Source organism: Tenacibaculum sp. DPLXC6, from assembly GCF_056815515.1.
This window is the reverse complement of sequence record NZ_CP141806.1, coordinates 1,657,453-1,671,707: the sequence shown is the minus strand read 5'-3', so window position 1 is coordinate 1,671,707 and position 14,255 is coordinate 1,657,453. Positions and strand designations below refer to the sequence as shown.

Here is a 14,255-nt window from a genome sequence, read left to right as displayed (position 1 = left end):
ATTTATTTGATTAATACAGTTTTGTATTTTTCTAAATTTTTAAGTGCAATACCTGTTCCACGAACTACAGCACGTAACGGATCTTCAGCAACGTATACTGGCAAATCTGTTTTTCTAGATAAACGCTTATCTAAGCCTCTTAGCATAGAACCACCACCAGCTAAATAAATACCAGTGTTGTAAATATCAGCAGCTAATTCAGGAGGTGTCTTTGATAGCGTCTCCATTACTGCATCTTCAATACGTAAAATTGATTTATCTAATGCTTTCGCAATTTCACGATAAGAAACCTGTATTTGCTTAGGTTTTCCACTTAATAAATCACGCCCTTGAACCATCATGTCTTCAGGAGGTGTGTCTAAATCTTCAGTAGCAGAACCTATTTGTAACTTTATCTTTTCAGCAGTAGTTTCTCCAACATATAAATTGTGTTGAGTACGCATATAATACATAATGTCACTGGTAAATAAATCTCCAGCAACTTTAACTGATTGATCACAAACAATACCAGCTAATGCTATAACAGCAATTTCAGTTGTACCACCACCTATATCAATAATCATATTTCCTTTAGGTTCCATAATATCAACACCTACACCAATAGCAGCTGCCATTGGTTCATAAATCAAATAGATTTCTTTAGCGTTCATATGACGACCAGAATCTATAACTGCTCGTTTTTCAACTTCAGTAATCCCTGAAGGAATACAAATTACCATACGTAATGATGGTGGAAATAATCTTTTCTTTATGGCAGGAATTTGTTTTACAAATTCCTTTATCATTTCTTCTGAAGCTTGAAAGTCAGCAATTACACCGTCTTTTAAAGGACGTATGGTTTTGATATTTTCATGGGTTTTTCCTTGCATCCTACTAGCTTCATGACCTGTAGCAATAATTTTACCAGTAAGCCTATTTCTAGCAACAATAGAGGGGTTGTCAATAACTACCTTACCATTGTGGATTATAAGTGTATTTGCAGTACCTAAATCTACTGCAATATCTTCTGTCATGAAATCGAAAAAACCCATAAAGATTTCGTTATTTATATTTAATTTTAATGTATTCTCACAAATCTAATAAAAATCTGTGGGTATTTTACATTCAGTATAATTAATGTTTAAAATGTCTAGTTCCAGTAAAAACCATAGCTACATTATTATCGTTACAATAATCAATGCTTAATTGGTCTTTAATAGATCCACCTGGTTGAATTACACTTTTTATACCTGCTTTATCTGCTATTTCTACACAGTCAGGAAAAGGGAAAAAAGCATCACTAGCCATAACAGCTCCATTTAAGTCAAAGTTAAAACTGTTAGCCTTTTCAATAGCTTGTCTTAAAGCATCAACTCTACTTGTTTGGCCTGTTCCCCCTGCCAATAATTGTTTGTCTTTTACTAAAATAATAGTGTTAGACTTAGTGTTTTTACACAACTTAGATGCAAATAACAAGTCCTCTAACTCACTTTCTGAAGGTTTATTGTTAGTAGGGTATGATAAATCATCTAATTTGTCTGTAATATAATCTTTATCTTGGACTAATACTCCGTTTAAGGCTGTTCTTACTGTTTGTTTAGGTAATTCAACTTCTTTTTGAATTAAAATTACTCTATTCTTTTTGCCTTTTAAAATTTCTAAGGCATCTGCATCATAAGCAGGAGCAATAACCACTTCGCAGAATAATTTATGAATTTCTTCAGCAGTAGCTTTATCAATTTTTGTGTTAGAAATTAAAATACCACCAAAAGCAGAAACAGGATCACCAGCTAATGCATCAACATAAGCTTGATGAATAGTTTTTCTTTGAGCAAAACCACACGCATTATTGTGTTTTAAAATCGCAAATGTTGGGTCTTCACCTTTAAATTCTTCTATTAAATTAACAGCAGCATCAACATCTAATAAGTTATTGTAACTTAATTCTTTTCCATGTAGTTTATCAAACATAGCATCTAAATCGCCAAAGAAAAAACCTTTTTGATGAGGGTTTTCTCCATAACGTAATACTTTAGATGTAGTTTCACTGGCTTTATATACAACTTCATCTTCATTGAAATAATTGAAAATTGCAGTGTCATAATGTGAAGAGATGTTAAAAGCTTTAGCAGCAAACTTTTTTCTATCGTTCAACGAAGTTTCTCCGTTATTTTCTGAGATAATAGTTAAGAAGTCTTCGTATTGTTCCATAGAAGAAACAATAACAGTGTCTTTAAAGTTTTTAGCAGCTGCACGAATTAACGAAATTCCACCAATATCAATTTTTTCAATAATGTCTTGCTCTGAAGCTCCAGAAGCAACAGTTTTTTCAAAAGGATATAAATCTACAATTACTAAATCTAATTGAGGAATATTGTATTCTTGCATTTCAGTAACATCACCTTCGTGATCTTGTCTGTTTAAAATCCCTCCAAAAACTTTAGGGTGTAAAGTTTTTACTCTTCCTCCTAAAATAGAAGGGTACGAAGTAACATCTTCTACTGGCACTACATCAATACCTAAGTCTTTAATAAATTTCTCAGTACCTCCTGTAGAGTAAATAGTAACACCTAGTTCGTTAAGTTTTTTAACAATAGGCTCTAATCCGTCTTTATGAAAAACGGAAATTAATGCTGATTTAATAGTTTTTGTATTGTTCATTATTGTTGTGTTGTTAAGCTTGCAAAGCTAGTAAAACAGTAGGCGTTACACAATAATTTTTTAAGTTTTTAAGATTGAAAACACCACCAAAAATAAAATAATTTTGGTGGTGTTTTTCAACAACAAAATTTTAAAAGAAAAATTACTCTGCAGTTTCTAAAAAATTACGAAACCAGATTGTGAATTTTTCTACTAAAGATTGTTGAGATTTTGAACGAGCATTAGCACTGCCTAATGCTGCATAAGAAGGATGTTCTCTACTGCTCATATTTAAGGGGATTAATGGGGTTGTTAAAAAATCAGATCAAATAAAACAAAAAAAAACTTAATAATCAAGTGATTATGTGAAAATTATATAAAATTAGCTACTTTTTTACAAATATACTCCAATAAAACCTCGTCATTTTCGGTAAATGGGTTAACTGTATGAGAATCAATGTCGATTTGCCCTACATTTTCACCATCGACAAAAATAGGAATTACAATCTCAGATTTTACCTTCCATCCACAAGAGATATAATTGTCTTGTTCGCTAACATCTTGAACTACAAAATTTTCATTACTAACAGCAACTTGACCACAAATACCTTTTCCGAAAGGGATAATTGTGTGATCTGTAGGTTCTCCGTTAAACTGTGCTAATTTTAATTCTTCTTTATCTCCATTTTTAAAGTAAAATCCAACCCAGTCATAATAAGAGATTTCTGAAGCTAAATAATCGCAGATTTGTTGTAGTTTTTCTTCTGTTGAAGTTTTATTGCCAACTATTGTGTCTATATTGCTTTTAAGTTCTTGTAAATTCATAAAAGTATTTTTTATCTTATTCGTAAAGAGTGTTTAAAGCTTACAAAAATAGTTGTATGTATTGTGATAAAAAACTGAATTTAAATTTTTATAGTTTAAAAAGGAGTGTTTTAAGAGTTTTTTATGAAAAGAGGGGTGCAATATCAAAAGGAATGAGTTTAGAGTTGTACTGCTGTTAAAGTATTCTTTAACGAAAAAAAGCAAAAGTTTTAAACTTTTGCTTTTTCTGTTCTTTTCTATAAAAGGAAAAGAGTGTATTTTAAAGTTGGATTACTGTTGAACGTATTCACTGTGCCATACAGCATCTTCAGGTCCATCTCCTTTGTGTCCGTCTAATTGAATAACGAAACTTTTAGCTGGGAAATAAGGAGTGATATGAATGTCTAATAAAACACGGTCTTTTTGGTTTTGATCTTGTTCTATTTTTATAACCTTAAAGCGTTCGATTAATTTAGTAGGTCCTTGGATATCATCTAAGAACTTAACTATTTGACGACGTAAATCAGCTTCAGTTCTTGAACTCCAATTTTCAAATGCACGTCTGTTTAAGAAATCAAATAATACTTTTGTTATGTGATCAAATACTCTTACAACAGAATAGGTTTGAAGTCCTAAATTGTCTCCGTTGAATAAAGTTTTAGCAGAAAAAGCCATTACTTTACTATATTCGTTTACCATAGGGACTAATCCCATTTTTTCGATTTCTGAAATCTCACTTTTCTTAAGATCGAATCTTACACTTTCTACTTCGTTAATACCACCAAACTTTTTACCTGCTACTACTTGCGACATTAAAGTGTGGTATATTTTACCTGCTAAAGCAGAAGATGCTGGAACGTATAAGTTATCTTCTTCACCAACAGAGTCTTCTTTTTTTCTTCCTAAAAGCCAGTTACAAGTCATTAAAGTGTTTGACTTATGAACTTCTCCTCCTGAATGATTCGCGTTAGAGAACATGTCAATAATGTCATCTGGAGTTTCTAAGTCTTGGAAATCGGTTAATAAAACAGCTTTATTTTCGTATGCTATTTTAGACCATTTGTCCAACACTACGTTAGAGCCAAGATATCCAGGTACTACTAGTATAGAGTAGTTGTCTTTTAAATCTAATCTATCAAAGTTTTGCTTAAGCTCATTTGATACATAGTCTATAAAAAGAGGGTTTTCTAAATCTTTTAATTGACTTAAATCAGCGTTTAAGATCGTGATATTTTTAACCTTATCTTTCTCTGTATTTTTGTAGAATAAAGCTACAGATCTATAAGAGGTTTCTAATTCCTTAGTTTTTTCTAAGGTTTTCTTTAAGTTGTAGTTTAAAACTCCTTCGATGCTAGTAGCTTTTTCCTTTGCAGAATCACACATCGATTCGATGTTTTCGCTACTTTTTAGAATTTCTAACCAAACAGAAAGTCTGTTTTTTAAGTTTTTTCTTTCTCCTTTCCATTGCTCGTCGTTTAAAAATAGACTTTTTCTAGCTTTTCTTTTTGGGTTTAAGTTTGAGTATCCATCAACAATATTCTCAATAAAAGAGAAACCTCCATATTCTTTAATACCGTCAATAGCGTTAGCTACTTCTTGACTAGGGGACTGTTGTTTTACTTCTTCCGACTGTTGCGTTTTTACTTTTGTAGACATAGCTAATTATGTTTTTTGTTTTTATTGTTCAGCTTGATCGATTTCTTTAATAGATTCTTCTAAAATCTTAATAAATGTATCTTTAGTTTCGGGGTTGCTTAGAGCTTTCATTAGTGCTCTGTTAGAAGATAATTGTCTTGAAATTCTTAAGTACTGATCTTTTTCTATATCAAGTTTGTTTAGAAAAGAGCTATTAGCCTTAATGTTCTCAACGTTAAAATCACTTAAATTATTGAAATTTAAAGATTCTTTAACGTCAGCGCCATTTTCATCAGTGTGTTCAAGTTTTACAGAAGGTGAAAACTTTTCAAAAACAGCTTCGATAGTGTCTAAACCATAAGTAGCTTCGGGGGTTGCTGGAGCTTCGTCGGTAAGTTTTTGGATTAATAGGGTTTTGTTGGAAGAAATGTTTGCGATTGATTCATTAGCATCAACTTTAACTTCATTACCTCCAATTCCGTAATTGTACATTGCCATAATAATTTTTTTTATTCTGCTACGAATCTATTAAATATTTGATAAAAAAAATTATTTTTACAGAAAAAAATTAAGGAAAAATGAATTATTTGAAGATCCCCCTAGACTTTTCCAGTATAACAAAAAGAAATAAAGAAAATAGTAGATTGGGGTGTACACTTGAAGAATCAATAGCCCAGCACCTCATGATAATTGCTACTTCAAAACAGGGCGAAGTTTTTGGAAGACCCAATTATGGTTCCGATATTTGGGACTTAGAGTTTAATCAGTTGGTTAAAATCAATAAATGGGAAGAAAAAGTTAAAGATTCTTTATATTACGCCTTTATTGAATATGAACCTAGGCTTAAGGATGTTAGAGTTAGTGTAAGATTATCTGAAATAGATGATGATGCTGAGACTACTGATGTTCATGTAAGAAGAAAAGCAGAAATAAAAGTTTTCGGGACAATTATTGAAACCGAAGCTCCATTTAATTTCGCTACACTTTTTTACATCAGCCCTTTATCTCAATAAAAGAAAAAAAACGCAATGAGAGACGAATACTTTATGAAAATTAAAAATCGAATGCTTTTGCGTTCGATGGAATTATGGGGAATTAAAGACAAAAGAAGTGTCGACCCTATTTTAGATTTATTACTACATACTTTTGCTTATGAAATATCAAAATTACATCAACAAGTAGATGTTTCAGACAAAGAATTACTAGATAGATTGTCTAGGATATTAGTAAGTAACAAGTGGTCTTTACCGTCACCTTCACATGCTTTGCTAAAAGCACAACCAGAAGATGATACTACACAGCTTTATGTTTCAGATCATTTTTATTGCTCAAAAAGAAGATTTGGAGAAGAAAAATTAGATGTTTTCTTTACGCCTATTATCGCAAAACAACTTATAAATGCCTCTGTTAAATATTTGGGGTATGATGATAAATTGCAAATAAGTGAAAATCAATTTGGAAATATAGAAGATGCTCTTTATTTATCTCAAGAGAATAAAATTAAAGATTATGAACTTTGGTTTGGAGTGGATGTTTCAAGTGAATTGTTAGAGGAAACAAGCAATTTATCTCTCTGTTTTATTTTAAAAGATAGTTCACTCTTACCTTTTTTAAAAACAATGAAGGTTTATGATGTGGATGGTAATGAAATGTTTCTAGATAAGGAAGAGTTAATAAACAAGAATAGTGAAGTTCATTATTTTGATGATGTTGTTTCGTTTTATGAAGATTGTTTTTATACGTTAAGTTTAAATGAATCTTGTAAGGCAAAAAGAACAATTACAGAGTTGTTTGGTGAACAGGATGATTTTTTCGTTGAACCAGAAGATTTAAATGAGAAGTTGTTGTGGTTTAAAGTAAAGCTTCCAGAGGTTTTTTCTAAAGATAAACTGCAAGGAATAGATGTAAGTTTAAACACTTTTCCAGTAGTTAATAGAAAACTTGAGTATAAACAACATAATTTTAGAAAAAATGGTAGAATTTTATCTGTGCTTAGTGAAGGTGTAGACTATTTTTTAAATATTGAAAGTTTAAATGATGATAAAGGAAATAGTTATGCAAATGTTATAGGAAACTCTACAGAAAGTCTTGAAGGTGGTTACTCGTTATATTTTGGAGATATAGGAAGGTTTGATACTAGAAGTGCTAAAATGATGTTGAGTAAAACCTCACAAACAGTAAGAGAAGAAGGGAGTGCTTTTTCTTCAATAGGTTATGATATTATACAAGCCTATTTAGATGACTTGCATGAAAAACTAGATGAAATTGATAAAAAAATTCATTTAGAATTTGGAGAGGTTAATGCAACTAATGATAAAACTTTTTTATTGACTTATCCGCATAAAGAAGCTTTTAATTACGAGTTTCAATATTGGCTAACAAATGCTAGTCAGGCTAATGGAATTAACACAAGTTACACTTTTAATCAATATAGAACAGGTAAGTTTATCGATAGTAAGATAAAGTTAAAGACTGATACAATTGGAGGTTATATTAGAAAGGAAGAACACGACAAAATAAACGGTTTACGCTATGGATTGCTTACAAGAGAAAGAATTGTAACAAGAGAAGATGTAAAAAGCTTTGTTAATAGTAAAATAGGGCGTTTTGTTGAAGAAATTTCAATAAAAGATGGTGTAGCAATTTCAAAAGAAAAGAAAAAAGGTTTGATAAGAACCACTGATATACATATTAAAACAAAAAAAGAGTTAATCTCTACAGAAAAACAAACCCTTTTCAGTTATTATCTTGAGAAGGAACTGGAAAAGAGATCTATATCAAATATAACTTATAAAGTATTTTTTATTTAAAAATGATAGAAAAAGATTACAGTTCAAGTGCTTTATCAAGCATAAAAAGAGCTAAAAGTGTTGCTTACAGAGAAAATCAAAGTACCTATGGCGTTAGCCATTTAATAACATCATTAATTAATGAGCCTACTGGTTTAGAGGAGATTATTGATGGTATGGGTAAAGATGCTAGCTATGTCCTTGAGTGGTTTGAGGTAATGAAAGAAATGTATAAGTCGAGTCCTCTACAAGCTTCAAGTGATGTAAATCCAGATAACGAAGTCGCTAAAGTTTTTGAAGAGTCTGAGCGTTCAAAAATAAAATTAGGAACAGAAAATATTGATGCGTTATGCATTTTTACAGCAGTAGTGAGAGAAGGTGTTGTATATTCTGGCCAACAAATTGAAACTTTAGGAATAACCGAGCAAGATATTTTAAAACACTACAATGCAAATACTCCTACTTTTTTAGAGTCAAATGCAAAAGAAAATATTTCGGCAATAAGTTCATATATTGAAGATCTTCAAACACAAGAGGTAATTCAAAAGGGAAACTTAATCTTAGGTAGAGAGAAAGAAGTACGATTAATTTTAGAAAATTTTGAAAGGTCAGAAAGTAAAGGTGTTATTCTAGTTGGAGATTCTGGTATAGGGAAAACAGCAACGGTAAATTACTTTGTAAGAGAGTTGAGTAATAGTACAGATGAGTATTTAAAAAGTCATTTGGTATTTAAACTTAATGTTCCAAAACTATTAGCAGGAGCAAGTTCTGAAAATGATGTAAACAAGAAAATTTCAGAATTATTTGAGAAGTTAGAGTCTATTGATGCTCCTTCCATATTAGTGGTGGATGACCTCCATGTGTTGCTAGAAAACTCTTCAGGAAAAACCAATGCCATTGTAAATATTTTAAATGCTCAATTAAGTGAAGGACGAATTAATATGATTTTTACTATTAATTCAGATTCATACAGAAAAAACCTTGAAAGACACCCTATAGATGGTAAATTAGAAATATTGAAGTTAGAAGAATTGGGGGCTTTAGAGATGTTAAAATGTTTACATAGACACAAAAAAAGGCTAGAACTACATTTTGATATTAAAATTTCAGATAGAGCAATTGAGGAATCTATACATCTTTCAAAAAGGTATTTTAAAGAAAAAAAATTACCCTATGGAGCAATAGATTTAATAGATAAAACTGTAGCAGCTGTAAAGATGAGTAATGCTACGGTATTAGGAGAAGTTAGAAAAATAGAAAAAGAATTTAATGAAGTTAAGGATTCAGAAAAATTTGATTTTTCTGATTTACAATTAATCTATAATACTATTTATAGAAAAGTTAGTGTTATTCAAACTTCAAAAGTAACCAAGTCATTTAATTTAATATCTGATAATCCAGATTTACAGGAAGAAATATCTAAGGTTGATGAATTCTTATCTATGCTAAAAGAGCTAGCTAAGATATCTATAGATGTTGTAAGTGAAATAGATATAGAAGCTGTTGTGTCAGAAATAACAGGTATTCCTTTAGGTAAAATTCAGACAGAGGAAAAAGAACGTCTTCTCAATATAGATAAAAGATTAAAAGAGCGAGTTAAAGGTCAATCGAATGCTATTCAAACATTATCAGATGCTATTATAGAGTCGAGAAGTGGTCTTAGTAATCCTAAACAACCAATTGGTTCTTTCTTCTTTTTAGGTCCTACAGGAACAGGGAAAACTGAATTAACTAAATCATTAGCTGAGTTGTTATTTGACGATGAAACGGCGATGATTCGTTTTGATATGTCTGAATTTAAAGAGGAACATTCTGCAGCATTGCTTTATGGAGCACCTCCAGGTTATGTTGGGTATGAAGAAGGAGGGATGTTGGTAACTAAAATAAGGCAGCGTCCATATTCAGTAGTTTTATTTGATGAAATTGAAAAAGCTCACAGTTCTGTATATGATGTTTTTCTTCAATTAATGGATGAGGGTGTGATTCATGATAAACTAGGTAGAGAAGGAGACTTCTCTAATGCTATTGTCATTTTTACATCTAACATTGGTAGTCAATGGATTGCTGAACAAATAACAGAAGGGAAAATTCCTACTTCAAATGAGTTAATAGAAGTAATGGCACAACACTTCAGACCTGAGTTTTTAGGAAGGTTAACAGAGGTAGTACCTTTTGCACCAATTAATCAAAAAGTAGCACAAGATATTTTAGTGATACACTTTAATAAACTTAGAAAGCAGTTAGAGCAACAAAAACAAATAGTATTAGATATTTCTGATGAAGCTCTAGAGTTTTTATCAAAAAAAGGTTTTTCTCAAAAGTATGGGGCTAGACCTATTGCTGGAGTTGTAAGAACATATGTGAAAAAGGTAATATCTAAAATGATAGTTTCTGAACAAGTCAATAAAGGAGATCATGTATTATTAGATTATAAAAACAATAATCTTGTATGGGAGCTAGTGTAAAAGAAAATGATGTTGTAGTTGACGATCTTGTTCGTAATATGGCATCTAACTTTATTGGAGAAGTTTTTGTTGAAGAGCTAGAGTTCTTATTGGATAAAGATGTGTCTGAGACGCTAATCGTAAAAAATCACGGTATGAATAGTAGAGCTCAGTCTAAAGATGTTTTATCTGTCGATTCAAACTTTATAGCTAAAGATGCTGGCTTTGAAGAAAATTTAGTTGTTAACTTAAGTAGAAATAGTATATACCATCAATTACCAGAAATTTTGTTCTATCCTCTCTCTTTAGGGGTTAATTCTGATAACAAAAGAGAGGTGGTTGATACGATTCGTAGGAATAGAGAAAAAGAAAAAGGAGATATTAACTTTTTTACTCTTTTTGATACTGAAATTTTTAAAGAAAGAGTTAGAATTAATAATAGGAGCTTGAATTTTTTCTCAGATAAAAAATCAAAACAAAACCTATTAAATATTTTTAAGCAAATTATAGGTTCTGATTTGCAAGTTTCTGATCAATCTTTGTATAAACTATTCCTTAATTTATGTAAGTCGGAGTTTTTTAAAGAGAACTTAGTAGAGTTAGAAAAATTAATACAAATAGTTTTAGGCTTAAAAGTAAAACTAAGCTATGTGCCTTGCGTTATTAATGAATCTCCTTTTTTAAGTTTAGGAAATGCCATTTTAGGAGTTGATTTAGGTTTAAGTGGAAAGCTTTACAGTGAGATAGATGATGTAAAGGTAGTAGTAGTGTTAGAAAAAGAAGTTGAAAACTTTAAGGTTTTAGAGAAAAGTATTTTGCAAATAAAAGAAGTACTGAGCTTCTTCTTAATTTCCTCAAGAAAAATTCATATCACTTATCAAACGAATTCTGATCAATCTTTTGTTTTGGCAGAAAGATTTTTAGGGTATGACTCATATTTAATTAAATAAGAAAAGAAAAAGTTATGAACATAATAATAGTATATTTTTTAAAATTTCTTTTAGCACCTCTAATAGCCATTATATCTTTAATGGTGTTAAATAATATAGTAAAAGCTAAAAAATCTTTCAATATAAAAAAGGCAATTGTTTTAGTTTTATTACTAACCCTTATTTTAATAGCACCTGTTTTTATTAGTTTGTTAAAGTATGAGTTTGTATGGGTGGGATTAATACTTACGGTTTTATGTTACCTTTTTATAGGCGTGTTTTTTATGCTCTTTCAGAATACGAAGTTTTATAAATCTATAGGCTTAGATAATAAATTCCATACACTATTTTTTGCTTTTATAGTAATGGTTCTATCTGCATGGTTGTATTATCTAATCTTTGAAAAAATAAGTACCCTCCCTTATGCACTTTGGGCTATGTTGTCAATAATTTGGTTTGTACTACCATTATTATACTCAATGTCCTTAGGTTACTTTTTAAATATATCAAAACCGTTTTATAAAGCTTGGAATGTTTCAGATAATGGAGCTACTGATATGTATTGGGATAATGTAGATGTTTTTAAACTAATACAAGTCACAGTTAAGATTAAAAGAAACCCTGAAGATAAAAACTATAGCTCTTTTTCAGTAAAGTTACCTATGGAGGTGTCTGTAGGTATGTGGTTTAACCGTTTTATTGAAGACCAGAATTTTAGGTTTCCTGATAGAATGATTGATACTTATTTAGACGGAGAACCAATTGGCTGGATATTTTATACCAATAAGTGGTTTAACTTCCCTTTGTTTACAAAAGTTTTGGATGCTGAAAAAGATGGGAAATTTAATAGAATTAGAAATAAACAAACTATATACATAAGAAGAACTGCATTAAATACTATTGATGATGAATAAGAAAAATAATAAAATGAATTATTTACCTATAAACTGGACTGACGGAGTAAAAATATCTGCGGAACATTTTTTTAAAAATTATAATAATACAATTGAAACTATAAAGGATTATAATTCGGTTTCTCTTAAAAATTATGAGTATGGTTTAATAGAAGGTGGAGCTGGTTTTGAAAACTTACAATTAGATGTTTTAAGTGACGGGGATAATTCTTTAGTAATAAAACTTAAATCATGTAATGCGATTACAGAAAAAGGATATAGAATTATGTATCATTATGATTTGTATGGAGCGAACTCACCTTCTGTAACATTAAAAACGTCTGATTTTGACAAGACAGAAAGTGAAGAGTTTTATATAATGCTGTCTTTGTCTCCTTTTGAATATTTGCCAGTGGGTGTTCCTGATCCTGAAGTTATACCACTACACCATCCAAATGTTTTACCAAAATTAGAATTACATACACTTCCTGTTTCAAAAATTAATACAAGCTTTTTAAAGGAACATTTTTTAGTTATAGGAAAAGTTTTGTGGACTAACGGGTTGTTTTCAATTGACGAAGGATATGTTCCTCCAGTAGTTAATTTATCTTCAAATGAAAGATTAGAAGGTTTTAGTAAAGGTTTGCTACAGGTTCTTATTAAATCTAAAAATTATTCGATTAAAATATTTAAAAAGAATAATGGACAAAAGAGCAGTAACAAATTAGTGGCTAATACTTTTTCAATCTGTGCAAAACTACAAGAGTATTATAGTGATAACATCTTTAACCTAGAAAATATTTCGGTTAGTAGATCTCCTATGTATTTAGTAGATAGGCTAGTTGTATTAGCAAACAAACTTTCTATTTGTCTAAGTATAATGGATGACAAAGAAAAAGAACAACTATTACAATATTACTATCAATGGACAGACATTAAACCTTCAGATTTTCTAGATGCTATAGTAGATGCTGTAAATGTTAAGTATAATCATATAGAAATTGCAGAAACTTTTGATGTGTTAAATAGGTTTGTGGCTATGTTAGAGCGTGTGTTTAAAAAGATGAGTGAACTAGAGTATATAGGACAAAGAAAAGATAATATTGTAATTAACGAAGAGTCAGGTTCACAGTTCAATAGAAATAGAGGTAATAATAGCACTTGGAGTATAATTGATTAACACTAGTTTCTTATGAAGGCTTTAAATCACAAAGAAAGAAAAAAACAAATTCTTAAATTTTTTGCGTCATTTTCTTTAACAGCAATAGTTGTATTTTTCTGTTTATATGTCACTTTAATTATTGCAGAAAAAGGAGTTGTTTTAATTGAAAGTAAACAATCTCACTATAATGAAGTTTTTAAAAAGCAAGCAATGTTAAATTTTAAAATGGAAGAACTTTTTAAAAATTTATACAGCTTAAAAAATAAACGAAGAAATATAGGAGAGTATAGGCAAATGCAAAAGATTATTACCAATACTAGGGTTGAGATAAGACAAAGTATTGATAGTACAAAAAAAGAAAATAACTACTATAAAATTTACGGTGAGTTTTTATCGGAAATAAGAAATATACAGTCACTTCTTGAAAGTTACAATAAAGAAGTCAACACAAGAGAAGCTAATAAAGAACAATTAGAAAAATGCAGGGAAAAGTATAAGGACTTAAATAAAGATTTAAATAAAGATTAAGCTATGGATAAACACGAAGTTTTTTGGGAAAAAATAAGGTTCTCTCTTCTATTTATAATAATTTCTACAGTGGTGTTTATAATACTAACTAAATTTATTTTTAAAGTACCTGTAGTAGAGAGTAAAGAGTTACTGAATAGTATTGATGCTTCAGAAGAAATTTTTGATGTTCAAGAAGACTATACAAAAAGAATAAAGAAAACACATAAAAAAATTCAGGAAATACCTTTTGATGTTATTCAAATTCAGGTGTTAGATGAATTAGATAAAGAAATTCAACTATACAAAAAAATCTATAGAGATAACGATATGAATAACCGATACATTTTTGGAGTTCAATCATCAAAAACGCTTAAAATGTTTTTCGATTTGAGTGAAGAATACAATGCTTTAAAAAGAAATAATAAAGTTTTGAAAGAGAATTTAGAAGAATGTAAAGCTAACATTTAAAT

The 14,255-nt window shown here is 30.0% G+C and carries 14 protein-coding genes; 8 read left to right on the top strand and 6 right to left on the bottom strand.

Annotation, left to right across the window (positions count from 1 at the left end; all coding sequences use genetic code 11):
* Positions 1-2: 2 nt before the first annotated feature.
* The 6 genes from VCM48_RS07570 to VCM48_RS07545 all read right to left on the bottom strand — a co-directional run bounded on the left by VCM48_RS07570 (position 3) and on the right by VCM48_RS07545 (position 5,556).
* On the bottom strand, positions 3-1,031 hold the full coding sequence (locus VCM48_RS07570) for a rod shape-determining protein (RefSeq protein ID WP_047790403.1): 1,029 nt from the start codon (positions 1,029-1,031) through the stop codon (positions 3-5).
* A gap of 82 nt (positions 1,032-1,113) precedes the next feature.
* Positions 1,114-2,640 carry a bifunctional phosphoribosylaminoimidazolecarboxamide formyltransferase/IMP cyclohydrolase gene (gene purH, locus VCM48_RS07565; RefSeq protein WP_482272181.1) on the bottom strand — a complete coding sequence of 509 codons (1,527 nt, stop codon included), beginning with the start codon at positions 2,638-2,640 and terminating at the stop codon, positions 1,114-1,116.
* 142 nt (positions 2,641-2,782) lie between these two features.
* Entirely contained in the window at positions 2,783-2,908 is a 126-nt protein-coding gene (locus tag VCM48_RS07560; RefSeq protein ID WP_274639647.1) for a hypothetical protein, read from the bottom strand.
* Between the two features lie 83 nt (positions 2,909-2,991).
* Positions 2,992-3,444, bottom strand: a complete 453-nt coding sequence (locus VCM48_RS07555) for a GAF domain-containing protein (protein WP_274639648.1) — start codon at positions 3,442-3,444, stop codon at positions 2,992-2,994.
* 270 nt (positions 3,445-3,714) lie between these two features.
* On the bottom strand, positions 3,715-5,079 hold the full coding sequence (locus tag VCM48_RS07550; protein WP_274639649.1) for a DUF5458 family protein: 1,365 nt from the start codon (positions 5,077-5,079) through the stop codon (positions 3,715-3,717).
* Between the two features lie 21 nt (positions 5,080-5,100).
* Positions 5,101-5,556, bottom strand: coding sequence for a hypothetical protein (locus tag VCM48_RS07545; protein ID WP_099215504.1), 456 nt, complete (start codon positions 5,554-5,556; stop codon positions 5,101-5,103).
* Positions 5,557-5,636: 80 nt separating this feature from the next.
* Here VCM48_RS07545 and VCM48_RS07540 point away from each other — a divergent pair, with 80 nt between their 5' ends.
* Genes VCM48_RS07540 through tssO (VCM48_RS07505) form a run of 8 tightly spaced genes read left to right on the top strand, consistent with a single transcriptional unit; the run spans position 5,637 to position 14,253 of the window.
* Complete coding sequence (locus VCM48_RS07540) at positions 5,637-6,071, top strand: GPW/gp25 family protein (protein WP_274639650.1); 435 nt, start codon at positions 5,637-5,639, stop codon at positions 6,069-6,071.
* A 15-nt stretch (positions 6,072-6,086) separates the two neighbouring features.
* Positions 6,087-7,868, top strand: coding sequence for a hypothetical protein (locus tag VCM48_RS07535; protein WP_482272180.1), 1,782 nt, complete (start codon positions 6,087-6,089; stop codon positions 7,866-7,868).
* A gap of 2 nt (positions 7,869-7,870) precedes the next feature.
* Positions 7,871-10,312, top strand: coding sequence for an AAA family ATPase (locus VCM48_RS07530; protein ID WP_482272179.1), 2,442 nt, complete (start codon positions 7,871-7,873; stop codon positions 10,310-10,312).
* Positions 10,297-11,241, top strand: coding sequence for a hypothetical protein (locus VCM48_RS07525; protein ID WP_274639653.1), 945 nt, complete (start codon positions 10,297-10,299; stop codon positions 11,239-11,241). The genes VCM48_RS07530 and VCM48_RS07525 overlap by 16 nt, the downstream gene beginning before the upstream one ends.
* A 14-nt stretch (positions 11,242-11,255) precedes the next feature.
* Positions 11,256-12,134: a TssN family type VI secretion system protein gene (locus VCM48_RS07520; RefSeq protein ID WP_440122612.1), complete on the top strand. Its 879-nt coding sequence runs from the start codon at positions 11,256-11,258 to the stop codon at positions 12,132-12,134.
* A complete protein-coding gene (locus tag VCM48_RS07515; protein ID WP_274639655.1) occupies positions 12,124-13,293 on the top strand; it encodes a hypothetical protein in 1,170 nt (389 codons plus the stop codon). Before VCM48_RS07520 ends, VCM48_RS07515 begins: the two co-directional genes overlap by 11 nt.
* A gap of 12 nt (positions 13,294-13,305) precedes the next feature.
* Positions 13,306-13,803, top strand: a complete 498-nt coding sequence (gene tssO / locus VCM48_RS07510) for a type VI secretion system TssO (protein ID WP_482272178.1) — start codon at positions 13,306-13,308, stop codon at positions 13,801-13,803.
* A gap of 3 nt (positions 13,804-13,806) precedes the next feature.
* A complete protein-coding gene (gene tssO / locus VCM48_RS07505) occupies positions 13,807-14,253 on the top strand; it encodes a type VI secretion system TssO (RefSeq protein WP_274639657.1) in 447 nt (148 codons plus the stop codon).
* Positions 14,254-14,255 lie beyond the last annotated feature (2 nt).

Coding starts and splice junctions, on each gene's coding strand:
- VCM48_RS07570 (WP_047790403.1), bottom strand. CDS start 1,031: ATGGGTTTTTTCGATTTCATGACAGAAGATATTGCAGTAGATTTAGGT.
- purH (WP_482272181.1), bottom strand. CDS start 2,640: ATGAACAATACAAAAACTATTAAATCAGCATTAATTTCCGTTTTTCAT.
- VCM48_RS07560 (WP_274639647.1), bottom strand. CDS start 2,908: ATGAGCAGTAGAGAACATCCTTCTTATGCAGCATTAGGCAGTGCTAAT.
- VCM48_RS07555 (WP_274639648.1), bottom strand. CDS start 3,444: ATGAATTTACAAGAACTTAAAAGCAATATAGACACAATAGTTGGCAAT.
- VCM48_RS07550 (WP_274639649.1), bottom strand. CDS start 5,079: ATGTCTACAAAAGTAAAAACGCAACAGTCGGAAGAAGTAAAACAACAG.
- VCM48_RS07545 (WP_099215504.1), bottom strand. CDS start 5,556: ATGGCAATGTACAATTACGGAATTGGAGGTAATGAAGTTAAAGTTGAT.
- VCM48_RS07540 (WP_274639650.1), top strand. CDS start 5,637: ATGAATTATTTGAAGATCCCCCTAGACTTTTCCAGTATAACAAAAAGA.
- VCM48_RS07535 (WP_482272180.1), top strand. CDS start 6,087: ATGAGAGACGAATACTTTATGAAAATTAAAAATCGAATGCTTTTGCGT.
- VCM48_RS07530 (WP_482272179.1), top strand. CDS start 7,871: ATGATAGAAAAAGATTACAGTTCAAGTGCTTTATCAAGCATAAAAAGA.
- VCM48_RS07525 (WP_274639653.1), top strand. CDS start 10,297: ATGGGAGCTAGTGTAAAAGAAAATGATGTTGTAGTTGACGATCTTGTT.
- VCM48_RS07520 (WP_440122612.1), top strand. CDS start 11,256: ATGAACATAATAATAGTATATTTTTTAAAATTTCTTTTAGCACCTCTA.
- VCM48_RS07515 (WP_274639655.1), top strand. CDS start 12,124: ATGATGAATAAGAAAAATAATAAAATGAATTATTTACCTATAAACTGG.
- tssO (WP_482272178.1), top strand. CDS start 13,306: ATGAAGGCTTTAAATCACAAAGAAAGAAAAAAACAAATTCTTAAATTT.
- tssO (WP_274639657.1), top strand. CDS start 13,807: ATGGATAAACACGAAGTTTTTTGGGAAAAAATAAGGTTCTCTCTTCTA.